The sequence below is a fragment of the Streptomyces sp. NRRL B-1140 genome, from assembly GCF_001280065.1.
Classification (GTDB): Bacteria; Actinomycetota; Actinomycetes; order Streptomycetales; family Streptomycetaceae; genus Streptomyces.
The window spans coordinates 1-17490 of record NZ_LGEA01000080.1; the positions used below are offsets into that span (position 1 = coordinate 1).

General features: G+C 71.3%; 17 protein-coding genes. 14 read left to right on the forward strand and 3 right to left on the reverse strand.

What is annotated here, in order from left to right; all coding sequences use genetic code 11:
* Positions 1-110 precede the first annotated feature (110 nt).
* The 9 genes from ADK65_RS09385 to ADK65_RS09420 all read left to right on the forward strand — a co-directional run bounded on the left by ADK65_RS09385 (position 111) and on the right by ADK65_RS09420 (position 7890).
* Positions 111-755 (forward strand): HAD family hydrolase, encoded by a 645-nt coding sequence (locus ADK65_RS09385; protein ID WP_053669497.1) that lies wholly within the window; start codon positions 111-113, stop codon positions 753-755.
* 69 nt (positions 756-824) lie between these two features.
* Complete coding sequence (locus ADK65_RS09390) at positions 825-1610, forward strand: VC0807 family protein (protein ID WP_078955879.1); 786 nt, start codon at positions 825-827, stop codon at positions 1608-1610.
* 60 nt (positions 1611-1670) lie between these two features.
* Complete coding sequence (locus tag ADK65_RS09395) at positions 1671-2888, forward strand: MFS transporter (RefSeq protein WP_053669498.1); 1218 nt, start codon at positions 1671-1673, stop codon at positions 2886-2888.
* The gene (locus tag ADK65_RS09400; protein WP_053669499.1) at positions 2839-4011 is read left to right on the forward strand and encodes an acetoin utilization protein AcuC; all 1173 of its coding nucleotides are present in this window, start codon (positions 2839-2841) and stop codon (positions 4009-4011) included. The genes ADK65_RS09395 and ADK65_RS09400 overlap by 50 nt, the downstream gene beginning before the upstream one ends.
* Before the next feature lie 107 nt (positions 4012-4118).
* Positions 4119-4934, forward strand: coding sequence for a phosphatase (locus ADK65_RS09405; protein WP_053669623.1), 816 nt, complete (start codon positions 4119-4121; stop codon positions 4932-4934).
* 129 nt (positions 4935-5063) lie between these two features.
* Positions 5064-5276: a helix-turn-helix domain-containing protein gene (locus ADK65_RS09410; protein ID WP_004984898.1), complete on the forward strand. Its 213-nt coding sequence runs from the start codon at positions 5064-5066 to the stop codon at positions 5274-5276.
* Positions 5277-5433: 157 nt separating this feature from the next.
* A complete protein-coding gene (locus ADK65_RS36945) occupies positions 5434-5532 on the forward strand; it encodes a 30S ribosomal protein bS22 (protein WP_003948845.1) in 99 nt (32 codons plus the stop codon).
* Positions 5533-5758: 226 nt separating this feature from the next.
* A complete protein-coding gene (locus tag ADK65_RS09415) occupies positions 5759-6820 on the forward strand; it encodes an NAD-dependent epimerase/dehydratase family protein (protein WP_053669500.1) in 1062 nt (353 codons plus the stop codon).
* A 14-nt stretch (positions 6821-6834) separates the two neighbouring features.
* Positions 6835-7890 (forward strand): 1-acyl-sn-glycerol-3-phosphate acyltransferase, encoded by a 1056-nt coding sequence (locus ADK65_RS09420; RefSeq protein ID WP_053669501.1) that lies wholly within the window; start codon positions 6835-6837, stop codon positions 7888-7890.
* A 63-nt stretch (positions 7891-7953) separates the two neighbouring features.
* On the opposite strand, the gene ADK65_RS09425 is transcribed toward ADK65_RS09420, so the two are convergent.
* The 3 genes from ADK65_RS09425 to ADK65_RS09435 all read right to left on the reverse strand — a co-directional run bounded on the left by ADK65_RS09425 (position 7954) and on the right by ADK65_RS09435 (position 11484).
* A complete protein-coding gene (locus ADK65_RS09425; protein WP_053669502.1) occupies positions 7954-9210 on the reverse strand; it encodes a DUF5667 domain-containing protein in 1257 nt (418 codons plus the stop codon).
* Between the two features lie 236 nt (positions 9211-9446).
* Entirely contained in the window at positions 9447-10217 is a 771-nt protein-coding gene (locus ADK65_RS09430; RefSeq protein WP_053669503.1) for an ECF subfamily RNA polymerase sigma factor, BldN family, read from the reverse strand.
* A 349-nt stretch (positions 10218-10566) separates the two neighbouring features.
* Positions 10567-11484: an HAD family hydrolase gene (locus ADK65_RS09435; protein WP_053669504.1), complete on the reverse strand. Its 918-nt coding sequence runs from the start codon at positions 11482-11484 to the stop codon at positions 10567-10569.
* A gap of 163 nt (positions 11485-11647) precedes the next feature.
* Here ADK65_RS09435 and ADK65_RS09440 point away from each other — a divergent pair, with 163 nt between their 5' ends.
* From ADK65_RS09440 to ADK65_RS09460, 5 genes are all read left to right on the forward strand, one after another.
* Positions 11648-11926, forward strand: coding sequence for a glutaredoxin family protein (locus tag ADK65_RS09440; RefSeq protein ID WP_107092251.1), 279 nt, complete (start codon positions 11648-11650; stop codon positions 11924-11926).
* A 314-nt stretch (positions 11927-12240) separates the two neighbouring features.
* A complete protein-coding gene (locus tag ADK65_RS09445; protein ID WP_053669505.1) occupies positions 12241-13008 on the forward strand; it encodes a redox-sensing transcriptional repressor Rex in 768 nt (255 codons plus the stop codon).
* Positions 13005-14771, forward strand: coding sequence for a glutamyl-tRNA reductase (locus ADK65_RS09450; RefSeq protein ID WP_053669506.1), 1767 nt, complete (start codon positions 13005-13007; stop codon positions 14769-14771). Before ADK65_RS09445 ends, ADK65_RS09450 begins: the two co-directional genes overlap by 4 nt.
* On the forward strand, positions 14768-15763 hold the full coding sequence (hemC, locus tag ADK65_RS09455; RefSeq protein ID WP_053669507.1) for a hydroxymethylbilane synthase: 996 nt from the start codon (positions 14768-14770) through the stop codon (positions 15761-15763). The genes ADK65_RS09450 and hemC overlap by 4 nt, the downstream gene beginning before the upstream one ends.
* A complete protein-coding gene (locus ADK65_RS09460; RefSeq protein WP_053669508.1) occupies positions 15760-17466 on the forward strand; it encodes a uroporphyrinogen-III synthase in 1707 nt (568 codons plus the stop codon). The genes hemC and ADK65_RS09460 overlap by 4 nt, the downstream gene beginning before the upstream one ends.
* The last annotated feature ends 24 nt before the right edge of the window (positions 17467-17490 follow it).

The window sequence follows — 17490 nt, forward strand, 5'->3', positions numbered from 1 at the left end:
CGATGGTACTGCAGGGGGGACCCTGTGGGAGAGTAGGACGCCGCCGAACAATTTTTGGGAAAACCCCCGCATCTTCGGATGCGGGGGTTTTCTGCGTTTAGGCTCGGGTTATGCGCCATGACCTCGTGATCTTCGATAACGACGGTGTCCTCGTCGACAGTGAGCCGATCTCCAACCGGCTCCTGGCCGCCTATCTGACCGAGCTCGGACACCCCACGTCCTACGAGGACTCCCTGCGTGACTACATGGGCGCTGCCATGCACCGCGTACACGATCTGATCCAAGAACGTACCGGGCAGCTGTTGCCGGAGAACTTCGACGACGTGTTCCACGAGCGGGTCTTCGCGGCCTTCGAGGAGGAGTTGAAGCCCGTGGCCGGCGCCGAACAGGTGCTGCAGAGGCTCACCGCGGACGCTGTGCCGTACTGCGTGGCATCCTCCGGGAGCCATGAGCGGATCCGAGTGGGGCACCGGACGACCGGGCTCGACCGGTGGTTCGACGAGGAGCGCATCTTCAGCTCGCAGGACGTCGGGCGCGGCAAGCCGGCTCCCGACCTGTTTCTGTACGCGGCCGAGCGGATGGGGGCCGCGCCCGAGCGGTGCGTCGTCGTCGAGGACAGTCCGCTGGGAGTACGGGCGGCCGTCGCTGCCGGGATGGACGTGTACGGGTTCACCGCGATGACGCCGGCCGACCGGCTCGCGGGTGCCACTCAACTCTTCTCCGACATGGCGGAGTTGGCCGACCTGCTGCTCTGACATTTGTCATGCCGGGGACCGGATGATCGTTTCTACCGGCGATCCCGTGCCGGCCGCGAAGCTGGGTGCATGACGACGAACACGGGGAACGCCAAGGGAAGCGACACCAACAGCCGGAGTGTGCTGCGGAACTTCGCGCCGTTGCTCCTCGACGTGGCGGTGCCCCTCGGGGCGTACTACCTCCTGAAGAACGGCCTCGGGATGAGCACCCTCGTGGCGCTCGGCCTGAGCAGCGTCGTGCCCGCCGTGCGGACCGGGTGGGGTGTGGTGAGGTCCCGTGAGGTCAACGGGCTGGCCGCGCTCATCCTCCTCGTGAACGTCGTCTCCCTGCTGCTCGGTTTCGTGGCCGGTGACCCACGGCTGATGATCGTCAAGGACAGCGCGGTCAGCAGCACGATCGGGATCGGCGTCATTGTCTCCGTGGCGCTCGGCAAGCCCTTGATGACCGCAGGGATGAAGCCCTGGGTGGTGAAGGGGGACGCGGGCCGGGAGACCGCCTGGGCGCGGCTGCATGCCGGGTCGGCGCGGTTTCGGCGGGCCGAGCGGACGTTCTCGCTGGTGTGGGGGGTCGTACTGCTCGCCGAGTGTGTGGTGCGCGTGGTGGCGGCGTACACCCTGCCGGTGGACACCATGGTGTGGTTCGGGAATGTGATCATGGTCGTCGCCATGGGACTGGGCTTCGTGGTCGGCGGGGCGCTGGGCGTCGGTCCGATGGCCGCGATGGTCGTCGCGGAGGCCAAGGCGGGGACGGACAACGACAAGCACGCCGAGGCGCGGACGGGCGCCGGCCGCTCGGATGCCTCTCTCGAGAGCGGTCTCGCCACCGCGGATCTGGTGACCGCCAAGCAGAGCTGAGGGAAATTCACCTTTGGCTGGATCTACCCACGGGTAAGCCAGGGCCCTACGCTCGCCGCCATGACAGATGTGCTGCGGCGCGGCAGGGCCTCGCTGGCGTTCGGCTTCCTGGTGCAGGGTGTCGCCTTCGCTCTGCTCGTGACGAGGATCCCGGCCATCCAGAACCGCTACGGGGTCTCCGACGCGCTGCTGCCCGCGTTTCTGGCCGCCGTTCCGGTCCTCGCCGGGGTCGGGAGCGTGACCACGGAGCGGCTGGTGAAGCGGATGCCGCCGAGCCGGCTGCTGCGGTGGTCCCAGCCCGTGGTGCTGCTGGCGCTGCTCGGCGTCGGGGCCGGGGAGCGGATGGTGGAACTCGGCGTCGCGCTCGCGGCGTTCGGGCTTGCCGTAGGGGTGCTGGACGCCTCGATGAACATGCTCGGCGTGAGTCTGCAGCGGGCGTACGGGCGCAGCATCATGCTCAGTTTCCACGCGGCCTACAGCCTGGGCGGGATCGTCGGGGCCTCGCTGGCCTGGGCGGGAGCGCACTGGCATCTGGCGTTGTGGGTGTCGTATCTGCCGGTCGTGCTGATGCTGCTGCCGGCGGTGCTGGTGGGGAGCCGTTGGTATGTCGACGACCGGGGTGCGGCGCCCGGCGCGGAAGGGCAGACCGGGGAGGGAGGCGCGGTCGTCTTCACGTGGCTGCTGCCGCTGTGTCTGGTGATGACCGTCGCGTACATCGGGGACTCGACGGTCTCCAACTGGAGTGCCAAGTATCTGCAGGACGTGCTGGGAAGCTCGGAGCAGATGGCAACGGTGCCGTTCAACGTGTACATGGTCACCACGCTGCTGGGGCGGACGATCGGCGACTTCGGGGTGCGGCGGTTCGGGGCGGTCGCGGTGGTGCGGGCCGGTGCGCTGGTGGCGGCGGGCGGGTTCGCCGTGGTGGCCGCCGCGCCCGGGGCGTGGGTCGGGATGCTGGGGTTCACGCTGCTGGGGCTGGGGTTGTGCGTGCTGGTGCCGCAGACGTTCGCGGCGGCCGGGAGGCTCTTCCCGGGGGCTTCGGATGCGGCCGTGGCGCGGCTGAACGTCTTCAACTACGTGGGCTTCCTGGTCGGTTCGCCGCTGGTCGGGGCGCTCGGCGATCTGTGGAGCTACCGCGGGGCCATGCTGGTGCCGATGGTGTTGGTGCTGGTGACGCTGGTGTACGCCCGGTCGTTCGGAGCTCAACCGGACCGATACGGTGGCGGGCATGAGCGGCCGCGCACAGCTGATGTGGGACGAGGCAGTAACGGGGTATGACTTCGGTCCGGGGCATCCGATGGACCCCGTCCGGCTCGCCCTGACCCGGAAACTGGTCGACGCCTTCGGGCTGGACCGCGAGGTGGACGTGGTCGCCGCGAGGGCGGCCGGGGAGTCGACGCTGAAGCTCGTCCACCGGCAGGACTACATCGGGGCGGTGAAGGCCGCGTCCGCGGATCCGGGGGCGGCGGACCAGTCGTACGGGCTGGGGACGATGGACGATCCGGCGTTCGCGGGGATGCACGAGGTGTCGGCGCTGATCGCCGGGCAGTCGGTGGGGGCGGCGGAGGCGGTGTGGCGGGGTGAGGCGCTGCACGCGGTGAACTTCGCGGGCGGGCTGCACCACGCGATGCCGGGCGGTGCGTCAGGGTTCTGCATCTACAACGACGCCTCGCTGGCGATCGCGCGGCTGCTGGAGCTCGGGGCGGAACGGGTGGCGTACATCGATGTCGACGTGCATCACGGGGACGGGGTGCAGGCGGCGTTCTGGGAGGACCCGCGGGTTCTGACGATCTCGCTGCACGAGCATCCGCGGACGCTGTTCCCGCAGACCGGGTGGCCGGAGGAGACCGGGGCGGACTCGGCGGAGGGCTCGGCGGTGAACGTGGCGCTGCCGGCCGGGACGGGGGATGCCGGGTGGCTGCGGGCGTTCCACGCGATCGTGCCGGAGCTGATCGCCGACTTCCGGCCCCAGGTGCTGGTGACGCAGCACGGGGCGGACACGCACTTCGAGGATCCGCTGGCGCACCTGGCGGTGTCGCTGGACGCGCAGCGGGCGGTGCAGGCGGCCTGTCACGACCTGGCCCACGAGTACGCCGACGGGCGGTGGGTGGCCCTGGGCGGAGGTGGTTACGCGGTGGTGGACGTCGTGCCGCGTTCGTGGACGCATCTGGTCGCGATCGCAGCCGGCCGGCCCGTGGAGCCCGAGGCGATGATCCCCGAGGGCTGGCGGCAGGAAGTGTTCGCGAGGACGCGGCAGTTGGCCCCGGCGCGGATGACGGACGGGCGGTGGCCGCTGTCCTGGTCCGGCTGGGAGGAGGGCTACGATCCGGCGGACCGGCTGGACCAGGCGGTGCTGGCGGCCCGGCGGGCGGTGTTCCCGCTGCGGGGGCTGCTGACGTAAGGCCTGTGGCTCCTGCGACCCGGTCCGGCGGAGCCGGTCATGGGCCGACCGTGCGGTGTTCGCGTGTTCTCGGGACAGGTGGAGTGACGGTCACGCACGATCTTCATGTGCTGACCACCGAAGCCCTGCGTGCGCACCTGGTGGGCGCGCGGCTCGCCGGTACCGTGGCGACCTCGCGGGAGGAGAGCCTGCGCAGTTACCGGCTCTTCGCGGCCCGGGACCCGCGGGTGCTGCTCGGGATCGATCCCGAAGGGGTGTGGAGACAGCGTGAGTTGCTCGAGCTGATGGCGGACCGGTGTGGTGTTTCGGCCGATTCGCGGCAGGTTTCCGGTCAGGACGTGATCGATCCGGAGCGGACCGTGGCGGCGCTGGACGCCTTCGCGGAACGTCTCGCCGAGGCCGCCCGGCGGGGTGCCCCCGTGCTTCTCGGCACCGGGCACCCGCACCGGCTGCTCGGTTTCTACGGCGCTCTGGCAGACGCTCTGTCGGCGGCGGGATGTGCCGTCCTCACCCCTGCGCAGGGTCGCCGTGTCGACATAACGACCCGGTTCGGTCTACGTACGCACAACCTCGACTACGTACGAGGAGTCGCGCTCGTGCGGACCCCGGACCCCGAACGCCCCGGTTGTGAGCCCGGCGCACATACGCACTCACCTCTCCCGGTTCGTACCGTGCTCGCCGCTTGCGCGGAGGCCGGCGGGCCGTTGCCCGAGCTGGTGATCGGGGACCACGGGTGGGTCTGCGGGGCAGGTCAGCTGGGGTTCGAGGCCATCGGGCCGGCCGATACGGACGACCCGGCGCTGTTCGTGGGGGAGGTCGAGGGGTCCGTGTCCGTCGTCGTTCCACTTGATGACGGCGTGCGGTCCGATTACTACCTGCCGCTTACCCGCTACGTACTCAATCGGGCGTGTCTGTCACAGTAGGCCGCCGATGGGTGCACCTCTTCCCCACTCGCATCACTGGCCCCTACATTGGGGAGTGAGCACGCAGCGACGAAGAGTCACCGGAAGGGGAAGCCGGTGGCCGTCGAGTGCGGAAGGTTCAGGTGTGTCATGGCTGCAGCTGGCGAGAGGCCTCTGAACGAGGTTCAGTTCCTTACCGTGGCGGAAGTCGCCTCGGTGATGCGAGTGTCGAAGATGACCGTGTACCGCCTGGTGCACAGCGGTCATCTGCCCGCGATCCGTGTGGGGCGGTCCTTCCGCGTCCCGGAGCAAGCGGTTCACGAGTACCTCCGCGAGAGTTACGTGGGGGTGGAAACCGCCTGACGGCAGGGCCGGGGCGATCCCCCCACAGGGCACTCGGGGATCCCTCCGGCCTCCTCGATTACGACCTCAGCGCTCGGACGGGTAGGCTGGCCCCTCGTAGGTCGTATGGGCCCATGGCGCCCAAACACCGAGTGATGAGAAGTGAGCGAGGGTAGTCGTGGGCTCTGTTATCAAGAAGCGGCGCAAGCGGATGGCTAAGAAGAAGCACCGCAAGCTGCTCAAGCGCACGCGCGTCCAGCGTCGCAACAAGAAGTAAGTTCGCGACGCGCACGCCGCGAGAGCGTTGCTGTGGCCCCCCACCACCGGTGGGGGGCCACACGCATATCCGCGTCCGGCCACCGGCTCCGGCCGCGGCTCCTGCGTCCGGCTGGCTTCGGTCACTTCGCGCATCGGGCGGTCATCACAGCGCAACACCAACCCGCTAAGTTGGCCCCACGGGGGAACGCGGCGGGGACGAGGAGTTCGGAAGGAAGGCGCTGATCTTGGGCAAGGTCGTGCTCGTGACCGGAGTGGCCCGCCAGCTGGGGGGCCGGTTCGTCCGGCGGATCCAGCGGGACCCCGACGTCGACCGGGTCGTCGCCGTGGACGCGGTGCCGCCCGAGCACCATCTGGGCGGTGCGGACTTCGTCCAGGCCGACATCCGGCAGCCCGGCATCGCGCGGGTGCTCGCCGAGACGGGCGCCGACACGATCGTCCACCTCGACGTGACCGGCACGCCGCTGGGCAGCGGCAACCGGACCTCCCTGAAGGAGACCAACGTCATCGGCACCATGCAGCTGCTCGGTGCCTGCCAGAAGTCCCCGGCCGTGCAGCGGCTGGTCGTGAAGTCCAGCACGAACGTCTACGGCTCCGCGCCCCGCGACCCGGCCGTGTTCACCGAGACGACCCCGCCCAAGTCCCTGCCCAGCGGGGGCTTCGCCAAGGACACCGTCGAGGTCGAGGGCTACGTCCGCGGCTTCGCGCGCCGCCGGCCCGACGTGGCCGTGTGCGTGCTGCGGTTCGCCAACATCCTCGGCCCGACCGCGGACACCCCGCTCGCGTCGTACTTCGCGCTGCCGGTCCTGCCGACCGTCTTCGGCTACGACCCCAGGCTGCAGTTCGTGCACGAGGACGACGTGATCGAGGTGCTGCGGCTCGGCTCCCACGAGCCCCGGCGCGGCACGCTCAACAGCGGCACCTTCAACATCGCCGGCGACGGTGTGCTGCTGCTCTCGCAGTGCTCCCGGCGCCTGGGCCGCCCCACCGTGCCCCTGCTGCTGCCGGCCGTCACCTGGGCGGGCTCGCTGGTGCGTACGCTGGGGATGACGGATTTCTCGCCCGAGCAGATCCGGCTGCTCACGCACGGCCGGGTGGTGGCCACGGGCCAGATGCGCGAGACGCTGGGATTCCAGCCCAAGTACACGACCGCGGAGACGTTCGCGGACTTCGCCCGCAGCCAGGGCCCCGGACTCCTTCCGCCGGAGGCCCTCGCGGGGGCCGTCGACCGGATCGCCGGCCTGCCCCTCGCGGGCGGCGGACACTCCCCGACGCAGAGCGCCAACTGAGGAGCGCATCAACGATGGCGGACGCCAAGGTCATTCCGTTCGACGACGACCGGTCCCGGGGGAGCGCCGCGCAGCGTCCCCAGCGGCGCCGGAGCGCCGGGAACCGCCGCCCGGGCGCGGAGTCCGTGCCGGTGCGTGAGGTGCGGCCCCTGCCCACCGGTGCCGTTCCGCAGGATGATGTTCCTGTGACTTCCGATGAACAGCCGCCGGAGCCCTCCCGGGACGGCGGGGGCGGGCTGGAACGGCGGATCGCGGGCGGCCTGGCGTTCCTGCGCCGCCGCCTCACCGGGGACTACGAGGTCGACGACTTCGGCTACGACGAGGAACTCACCGACCAGGTCCTGATGTCGCTGCTGCGCCCGCTGTACGACACGTACTTCCGGGTCGAGGTGAAGGGCGTCGAGAACATCCCGTCCGAGGGCGGTGCCCTGATCGTCGCCAACCACTCCGGCACCCTGCCGATGGACGGCCTGATGATGCAGGTCGCCGTGCACGACAACCACCCGGCGGGCCGGCATCTGCGACTTCTGGCCGCCGACCTGGTGTTCATGCTGCCGGTGGTCAACGAGCTGGCCCGCAAGCTGGGTCACACCCTGGCGTGCGCCGAGGACGCCTCCCGGCTGCTGGAGCAGGGCGAGCTGGTCGGGGTGATGCCGGAGGGCTTCAAGGGTCTCGGCAAGCCCTTCGCGGACCGCTACAAGCTGCAGCGCTTCGGCCGCGGCGGTTTCGTCTCGACGGCACTGCGGGCGGGGACGCCGATCGTGCCCTGCTCGATCGTCGGGGCCGAGGAGATCTACCCGATGATCGGCAACGCCAAGACGGTCGCGCGGCTGCTGGGTTTCCCGTACTTCCCGATCACGCCGACGTTCCCGTGGCTGGGTCCGCTCGGAGCGATTCCGCTGCCGACCAAGTGGACGATCCAGTTCGGCGAGCCGATCCCCACGGACGGCTATCCGCCGGAGGCGGCGGAGGACCCGATGCTGATGTTCAACCTGACCGACCAGGTCAGGGAGCAGATCCAGCACACGCTCTACAAATTGCTCGTGCAGCGGCGGTCGGTGTTCTTCTGACGCTTCGCGTACGACGACGGGGGCGCCCCTGCCGAAGGGGCGCCCCCGCTGTCATGGCGCTGCCTAGTCCGCGTCCTCGCCGTCGATGCCCAGGCCGGGCAGCAGGCCGGGCAGCAGGGGTGGGAGGGTCACATCCGGCTCGGGGACGGGTGTGTTGCCCCCCGCGGACGGGGAGGTGCTGGTCTCGCTGTTCTTCGGCGGGTCGAGCAGGCCGCCGGTGTTGCCGCCGAGCAGGCCGTCGCTGTCGTCACCGGAGCCGGCCGAGCGGCTGGGGCTGCCGCTGCGGTGGCCGCCGCCGGTACTGTGCTCGTCGCTGTGCCCGCCGCCGCTGTCGCTGGGGCGGGTCGAGCGGCCCGTGCCCGAGGAGCCGCCGGGAGCGGACTCGGAGACGCCCTGCCGCTTGCCGTCGCCGCCGCCGGTGGCCGGGGGCTCGGGCAGCAGGGAGCGCAGCGGGGCGACGTCCTCGTCTATGGCGTCGAAGACGGACGACACCTCCCGGCTGACGTCGCCGAGCTGGACGGGCAGTCGCTCGCGCAGTTCGCCCCAGGCCTGGCGGTGGGAGCGGGAGAACGCGGACAGGGCCTGGATGGGGCCGAGTGAGTCCGGGTCGCGCTGGTACGCCTCGCTCAGCAGCCGGTGGCCCTCCGACGCGTCGTGCCGCATGCCGGACAGGGCACGGCGGATCTCGCCGACGGACTCGTGGTCCAGGGGGCCGCTGCGGCCCCGCTCCATCAGGCGGCGCGCTTCGCTGAGCCGGGTGGAGGCGTGGTCGAGATAGACCCGGCCGCGCTCGTCCGCCCCGTCGGCGAGCCCGAGCTTGACGTCCTCGATGCCGCGCTTGAGGCCGTAGAGCGAGTCGCCGGGAAGGGCGTCCGAGCTGGCGGCGGAGACCCCGCCGAAGGCGCTCGCGGCGACCCCGACGCTGAGTCCGCCCGCGGTGAGGCCCTTGGCGAGCCGGGAACGCGGCCGCAACTTCTTCAGTGAACCCGCGCGGTGCGCCCCGCGGGCCCGGGACCGCTGTTCGGGGACCGCGCTGTCCGTCGCCCCGCCGCCCGCGGTGCCCTCCTGGAGCATGGCCTCGAACGCGGCCACCAGCTGGGCCCGCTGGACGACCTTGACCTCCGGGTCGAGCTCCGGCTTGGGCAACGCGCCGAGCCCCGAGGCGAGCGCCAGATGGCGGGCCTGTTCGCTCGATTCCGCGCCGGCCGGGGCCGGTGCCGATCCTTCGGGCTGCTCGGCCGCCGGGCCCTGCTCGGACTGCTCCTCCAGGGCCTGGGCGAAGGCGTTCGCCCGCCGGTGCGCCGATACGTTCGCGATCACTGGCGGCACCTCCTCTCGTCATGACGGTCGACTCCCCAGGGGGTCCTGAGGGTTGCACACCCCGACCACGACCACACGATCGAGTGACCGGAGCCAGCCAGGGGGTGACCACAGGGAGCCTGCATTCCGCACAACGAGCGGTGTGGCACTTGGGTTACGGACTCCGGCTGAACGGATGCCGGAGCCAACGGACTTTCACGGTCCGTGAGTTGGGTGTCGCCGAGCGTGCCCGCCGGTCAGCGGGCGTCTTCCGGGAGCAGCCGGGCGAGGGTGCGGACGGCCCGGTACTGGAGGGTCTTGATGGCGCCCTCGTTCTTGCCCATCACCCGGGCGGTCTCGGCCACGGAGAGGCCTTGGAGGAAGCGGAGCGTCACGCACTCCTGCTGCTGGGGGTTGAGCCGCCGTACGGCGTCGAGCAGGGCGGCGTTGGAGAGGGACTCCAGGACGGAGTCCTCGGGGGAGCGCTCGACCTCGTTGGCGTCGAGCATCTCGCCGGTGGTGACCTCCAGGCGGAACCGGCTGGACTTGAAGTGGTCCGCGACGAGGTTGCGGGCGATGGTCACGAGCCAGGCGCCGAAGTCGCGGCCCTGCCAGGTGAAGGTGCCGATGCGGCGCAGGGCCCGCAGGAAGGTCTCGCTGGTGAGGTCCTCGGCGGTCGCCTTTCCTCCGACCCGGTAGTAGATGTACCGGTAGACGGTGTCGCTGTATTGGTCGTAGAGGCGGCCGAAGGCGTCGGCCTCGCCGGCCTGGGCGCGCTCCACGAGGTCCATCATCCGGGCGCTGTCGCTGTCCGCGGCAGGCCGGCGTGCGGTGGCCGCGCCGGAGGGGCGCCCTCGTCTGCCGACCGCGGCGCTGCCGTCGGCCAGTGCGTAGCAAGGGCCTACGGGCGCGGCGGTGGCGAATGCGGGGACGGCGTACGCGGTGGGGACGAAGCCGCGCAACAGGTCGTTGACCGTTGCGCGCAGCGTAGCCAGGCCCGAGGCGTCAACCCCGACGTGTGGGTACACGGGACTCCCAGAGGCAGAGCTTCCATCACGTGCAGTGCGGGACCTTTCACCCGTCGTAGCGACGGAGGGGTACCGGTTTGCGTCTGAGGAGAATAACGCTTCGTGCAGGCGCTGCTACACCGAGTTGCTCAAATCATCGATTACGTCGCTTCCGTAACCGATTGACGCCTGATCAAGTGCCGGAGCGTGATCGGTTGGCGACCGAAATGCTTCGGATTGTGGCTGAGTGCAGGGCGTGTTGTGGCCGTGTGCAGCCAAGAGGACTGGAGGGGAGGTTGTGGGGGTACGCCAGTTGGATTTACGGCGATTGTCAGGCCGCAAACATCCGTGTCCCGGTTTGATCAGGTCGTCAGCGGCGCCGACGGTGCAGGGCGATGGCGGCCGCCGTGCCGCCCGCGACCGCGCCGACGCCCGCCGCGGCCGGGATGCCGACCTTGGCCGCCTTGCGGCCCGTGCGGTAGTCGCGCAGACGCCAGTCCAGCTGCCGGGCGTGCTTGCGCAGCTTGCTGTCCGGGTTGATGGCGTAGGGGTGGCCGACCAGGGAGAGCATCGGGATGTCGTTGTGCGAGTCGCTGTAGGCGGCGCAGCGGCCGAGGTCCAGGCCCTCGGCGGCGGCCAGGGCGCGGACGGCCTCGGCCTTGGCGGGGCCGTGCAGCGGTTCGCCGACGAGCTTGCCGGTGTAGACGCCGTCGACGGACTCGGCGACCGTGCCGAGGGCGCCGGTCAGGCCGAGGCGGCGGGCGATGACCGTGGCGATCTCGACGGGGGCGGCCGTCACCAGCCACACCTTCTGGCCGGCGTCCAGGTGGGCCTGGGCGAGGGCGCGGGTGCCGGGCCAGATGCGCTCGGCCATGTACTCGTCGTAGATCTCCTCGCCGATCGACTGCAGTTCGGCGACGCGGTGGCCCTGCACGATCGACAGGGCCGAGTCGCGGGCCTCCTGCATGTGCTCGGGATCCTCGACCCCGGCGAGGCGGAACCACGCCTGCTGCCAGGCGAACTTCGCCAGCTCGCGCGTCTCGAAGAACTTCCGCTTGTACAGGCCCCGCCCGAAGTGGAAGAGGGCCGCGCCCTGCATGACGGTGTTGTCCAGGTCGAAGAAGGCGGCGGCCCGGTCGTCGCCGTGCACCGGGAACTGCGGTTCCTCGGCCGTGCCGACGGCTTCCTGCGTGGACTTGCGGGCTGCCTCCGCCGAGGCCTCGCCTGCCAAAACGCTCCGCGCCGTGGCGGAGCGCCTACGGGGAGTGAGCCATCCGAGAGCGGCCATGGCGTGAGCATAGCCAGTTTGTTCGGGGGTTCCGGAGCCGGAAGGTTGGGGGCGTGTGAACTCTCGGCAAGCATGTCGTCAAAAGACGCCGTGCGGGTCGGGCGCGTCCGGCGTGTCCGCCGGGGCCTTCGCGGGGGTTCCGCTTGTCCGCGGGCGCGCGACAATGGCCGACATGAGTCCCCTCTTCCGTCGCAGGCCCTCCGGTGACCGGCTCGTCACCCTGATCCGCAAGCCCGGCTGCCATCTGTGTGATGACGCACAGGTCGTTGTGGAGAAGGTGTGTGGTGATCTGGGAGTCCCCTGGGAACAGAAGGACATCACCGAGGATCGGGAACTGCACGACCAGTACTGGGAGCAGATCCCGGTCGTGCTGGTGGACGGCAGGCAGCACACGTTCTGGCGTGTGAACGAGGGTCGTCTGCGCAAGGCGCTGACCGACTGATCCCGCCCGGTGAGCGACTGACCGAGCAGTCCAAAGAAGCCCGCCAGGTCGCTTAGGATCGATGGCGGCTTGGTCTCGGGGGCGGGATTCACTGAGGAGAGTGTGCGGTTTTGCCCCCAGAAGACAAGGGACGGTGGCGCCCAGGCGCGGGTTCCCTGCGCGCGCGCCGGGGGCGCGTGACCCCGGTCACGTTGGCCGGGCAAATCGGACACCATCTTTGTGCACGCGTTCACAAAGACATAGCCTGCATTCGACGGGGCGGTCATGTAGGGACGTATGACCGCCTACAGCCCCGCTCTACCCGCAGGAGCACCGTGGCAACTGGCCGAACTCACCGACCGGCGACCCGCAGCCGAGGGATTCCCGAGGCCACCGTCGCCCGGCTTCCGCTGTACCTCCGCGCTCTGACCGCGCTGTCGGAGCGCTCGGTCCCCACGGTCTCCTCCGAGGAGCTCGCGGCCGCGGCGGGGGTCAACTCCGCGAAGCTGCGCAAGGACTTCTCCTACCTCGGCTCCTACGGGACCAGGGGTGTCGGCTACGACGTCGAGTATCTCGTGTACCAGATCTCCCGTGAACTGGGGCTCACCCAGGACTGGCCGGTTGTGATCGTCGGTATCGGAAACCTCGGCGCCGCCCTCGCCAACTACGGCGGCTTCGCCTCCCGCGGATTCCGCGTCGCCGCGCTCATCGACGCCGACCCGGCCATGGCCGGCAAGCCCGTCGCCGGGATCCCGGTGCAGCACTCCGACGACCTGGAGAAGATCATCCAGGACAACGGCGTGTCGATCGGTGTCATCGCCACCCCCGCCGGTGCCGCACAGGCCGTCTGCGACCGGCTCGTGGCCGCCGGTGTCACCTCCATCCTGAACTTCGCGCCGACCGTGCTGTCCGTCCCCGAGGGCGTCGACGTACGCAAGGTCGACCTCTCCATCGAGCTGCAGATCCTCGCCTTCCACGAGCAGCGCAAGGCAGGGGAGGAGGCCGCCTCCTCCGACGGCGGCGTACCCACCGCCGCAGCCGCCCGCAGCGACTCGGCCGACCAGGGGCCCGACGGGGACATGCCCGCCGTGATGCCGGCATGAGCCTCCTCGTCGTCGGACTCAGTCACCGCAGCGCCCCGGTCAGCGTGCTGGAGCGGGCCGCGCTGACCGCGGACGCGCAGGTCAAGCTGCTCCAGGACACGGTCGCCGCCGAGCCGGCCGCCGAGGCCGCGGTGCTCGCCACCTGCAACCGCATCGAGCTCTACGCCGACGTGGACAAGTTCCACGCCGGTGTCGCCGAGCTGTCCACGCTGCTCGCCCAGCACAGCGGGGTCGGTCTCGAGGAGCTCACTCCCTATCTCTACGTGCACTACGAGGACCGGGCCGTCCACCACCTGTTCTCGGTGGCCTGCGGGCTCGACTCGATGGTCGTCGGCGAGGGGCAGATCCTCGGCCAGATCAAGGACGCCCTGGCCCGGGCGCAGGAGGTGCACTCCGCCGGCCGTCTGCTCAACGACCTGTTCCAGCAGGCCCTGCGGGTCGGCAAGCGCGCCCACTCCGAGACCGGCATCGACCGCGCCGGGCAGTCCCTGGTCACCTTCGGCCTGGAGCAGCTGGCCCGGGGCGGGGACGTACAGCAGTGGGCCCGGGGCAAGAGGGCCCTGGTCATCGGGGCGGGGTCGATGTCCTCCCTGGCCGCGGCCACGCTCGCGCGGGCCGGGGTCGCCGAGATCGTCGTCGCCAACCGCACCTTCGACCGGGCCGAGCGCCTCGCCGAGATCCTCATGGACGGCGACGACACGGACGTGGCGGCCCGCGCGGTACCGATGGAGTCGGTGCCGGCCGAGCTGACACGTGCCGACGTCGCCGTCTCCTGCACCGGCGCGACGGGCCTGGTCCTGACGGCCGAGGCGGTCGCCGAGGCGATACAGGGCCGTACGCCCGCGCCGCGGGCCGTGCCCGGCGAGGACGGGCCGGGGGCGCCGGGCGGCGCGTCCGGCTCCGCGGCCGGCGCGCAGCACGGCGGTGCGTCCGGCACGAGCCTCGGCAGCGAGGACGGCTGCCCGCTGGAGCTGTCCGCGGTGCAGGGCACCGCCGGGTTCTCCGTGCTGGGCGAGGCCGCCGTGGCCGGGATGGCCGCCGCCGACCTGGAACAGCACGCGGCGTGGGTGGACAACGGCACGGTGGGCGGCGACCGGCGGGCCGGCGGCCCGGCCCGGCAGGCCCCGGCCGGCACGCTCGACCCGGCCGCGGACACCGACGCCATCGCCGCGCTCGCCGCGACGGTCGCCACCGTCGGGCGGATCCCCGAGCGGCGCCGGCCCGAGCCGGTCGAGGAGCCGCAGCGGCCCGAGCCGGTCCTCTTCCTGCTGGACCTCGCGATGCCGCGGGACATCGACGCGGCCGTGCACCGGCTGGCCGGGGTGCGGCTGGTGGACATCGAGTCGCTGGCGGAGGCCTCCGCGGGCGCTCCGATGGCTGCCGATGTGGACCAGGTCCGGCGTATCGTCTCCGACGAGGTCGCGGCCTTCGGAGCAGCACTGCGGGCCGCGCACATCACACCGACCGTGGTCGCCCTGCGCACCATGGCCGCCGACGTCGTGGCCGGTGAGATCGCCCGGCTGGACGGACGGCTGCCCGGTCTCGACGACAAGCACCGAGCGGAGATCACCCAGACCGTGCGGCGCGTGGTCGACAAACTGCTCCACGCGCCGACCGTGCGGGTCAAGCAACTCGCGGCCGAACCCGGCGGCGCCGGGTACGCGGACGCGCTGCGGACCCTGTTCGACCTCGACCCGGAGACGGTGGCCGCCGTCTCCCGGGCCGAGGAAAGCACCACCCCAAGAGACCGAGGGCCGGCATGAAGGACAAGACGCTGAGGCTCGGCACCCGGCGCAGCAGGCTCGCCATGGCCCAGTCCGGGCAGGTGGCGGAAGCCGTGAGCCGGGTGACCGGACGGCCCGTCGAGCTCGTCGAGATCACCACGTACGGCGACGTCTCGCGCGAGCAGCTCGCGCAGATCGGCGGCACCGGCGTGTTCGTGACCGCCCTGCGCGACGCACTGCTCAAGGGCGAGGTCGACTTCGCGGTGCACTCGCTGAAGGACCTGCCGACCACGCAGCCCGACGAGCTGGTCGTGGCCGCCGTACCGGTGCGCGAGGACCCGCGGGACGTGATCGTCGCGCGGGACGACCTGAAGTTCACCGACCTGCCCTCCGGGGCTCGCATCGGTACGGGTTCGCCGCGCCGCATGGCACAGCTCAACGCGTACGCCCGCAGCCACGGCCTGGACATATCCACGGTCCCGATCCGCGGCAACGTCGACACCCGGATCGGGTTCGTGCGCAGTGGGGAGCTCGACGCCGTCGTGCTGGCCGCCGCCGGACTGAACCGGATCGGCCGCGGCGACGAAGCGACCGACTTCCTGTCGGTCGACACGGTTTTGCCCGCCCCCGGCCAGGGGGCCCTGGCGATCGAGTGCACCGCGGGCAACGCGGACCTCGTCGCCGCGCTCGCCGAACTCGACGACCCGTTCACGCGGATCGCCGTGACGGCCGAGCGATCACTGCTCGCCGCCCTGGAAGCAGGTTGCAGTGCCCCCGTGGGCGCGCTGGCCGACCTTCCCCCACCCTCGGATCCGCTCGAGCGGGGAAACCCCCAGGCCGACAGGCAGATTGTCAAGGAAATGCGCCTGCGCGCCGTCGTCGGGACCACCGACGGCACGCGCATGGTGCAGCTGTCCACCACCGGTCCCGTGCCCGAGACGCACGACGGGGCAATGGCGCTCGGTCGCGAACTCGCGGCCGACATGCTCGCCCAGGGCGCGGCCGGTCTGATGGGGGAGCGAGCACATTGAGCCCCACCACCCTTTCCGCCGGTCCTGAACACGGGCACGTCACCTTCCTGGGTGCCGGACCCGGAGATCCGGGACTACTTACTCTGCGCGCCGTGGAGGCGCTGGCGAGCGCGGACGTCCTCGTCGCCGAGCACGAGGTGCTCGACGTCGTACGTCAGCACGCCAGGCAAGGCGTCTCCGAGGTGCACACGGATCCCGATCCCTCCCAGGATCCGGCGCCGGGCACAGGAACGCCCCAGCTGACGGTAGTTGACGGCACGTCAACCACCGCCGCCGTCCCCGCGGTGCGGGATGCCGCACATCTTGTCATGGAGGCCGCGCGGGGCGGCAGGCGGGTCGTGCGTGCGGTGTCCGGGGACCCGGGCCTCGACACGTACGCCGCCGAGGAGATGCTGGCGTGCGCCGCCGCCGGGGTGCCCTTCGAGGTCGTCCCCGGTATCGCGAGCGCCGTCGGTGTGCCCGCCTACGCCGGTGTGCCGCTGCGCGACGCGCAGGGCGCGGACGTGCGGTTCGTGGACGCGCGGACGGCGTCGGACCGGTGCTGGACGGAGGTCGGGGCGTCGGACGGCACGGTCGTCGTCTCCACGACGCTGGACTCCGTGGCGGCGGCCGCCGGCGAGCTCGTCTCCGCCGGGCGCAAGCCGGACACCCCGATGACGGTCACCGTCGCCGGTACGACCACGCGGCAGCGCACCTGGACCGCCACGCTCGGCACGATCGCGCAGACGCTGAAGCAGGCGAAGGTGCTGCCCTCGCCGGAGGGCGGCCGGCCGGTCATAGCCGTGGTCGGTGAGCGTTCCGCCGCCGCCCAGCGCGACCAGCTCGCGTGGTTCGAGTCCAAGCCGCTGTTCGGCTGGAAGGTGCTCGTGCCCCGCACGAAGGAGCAGGCGGCGTCGCTCTCCGACCAGCTGCGGTCGTACGGGGCCGTGCCGCACGAGGTGCCGACGATCGCCGTCGAGCCGCCGCGCACGCCCCAGCAGATGGAGCGCGCGGTCAAGGGGCTCGTCACGGGCCGCTACGAGTGGATCGCCTTCACCTCGGTCAACGCGGTCAAGGCCGTGCGGGAGAAGTTCGAGGAGTACGGGCTCGACGCGCGTGCCTTCGCGGGCATCAAGGTCGCGGCCGTGGGCGAGCAGACGGCGAACGCGCTGATCGCGTTCGGTGTGAAGCCGGACCTGGTGCCCAGCGGCGAGCAGTCGGCCGCCGGTCTGCTGGAGGACTGGCCGCCCTACGACCCGGTCTTCGACCCGATCGACAGAGTGTTCCTGCCGCGTGCCGACATCGCCACGGAGACGCTGGTGGCCGGGCTGATCGAGCTCGGCTGGGAGGTCGACGACGTGACGGCCTACCGGACCGTGCGGGCCTCGCCGCCGCCGGCGGAGACCCGTGAGGCGATCAAGGGCGGCGGTTTCGACGCCGTGCTGTTCACGTCGTCCTCCACCGTGCGGAACCTGGTCGGCATCGCCGGCAAGCCGCACAACGTCACGGTGATCGCGTGTATCGGCCCCGCCACGGCGAAGACCGCCGAGGAGCACGGGCTGCGGGTGGACGTCATGGCTCCCGAGCCGTCCGTCCACAAGCTGGCGGAGGCCCTGGCCGACTTCGGCGCGAAGCGCCGCACGGCGGCGGTGGAGGCCGGGGACCCGGTGACGCGGCCGAGCGAGCGGCGGCCGGGGGCACGGCGGAGGCGGTCGACGACCTGAGCGGCGCCGGCCGCGCTACGGGTA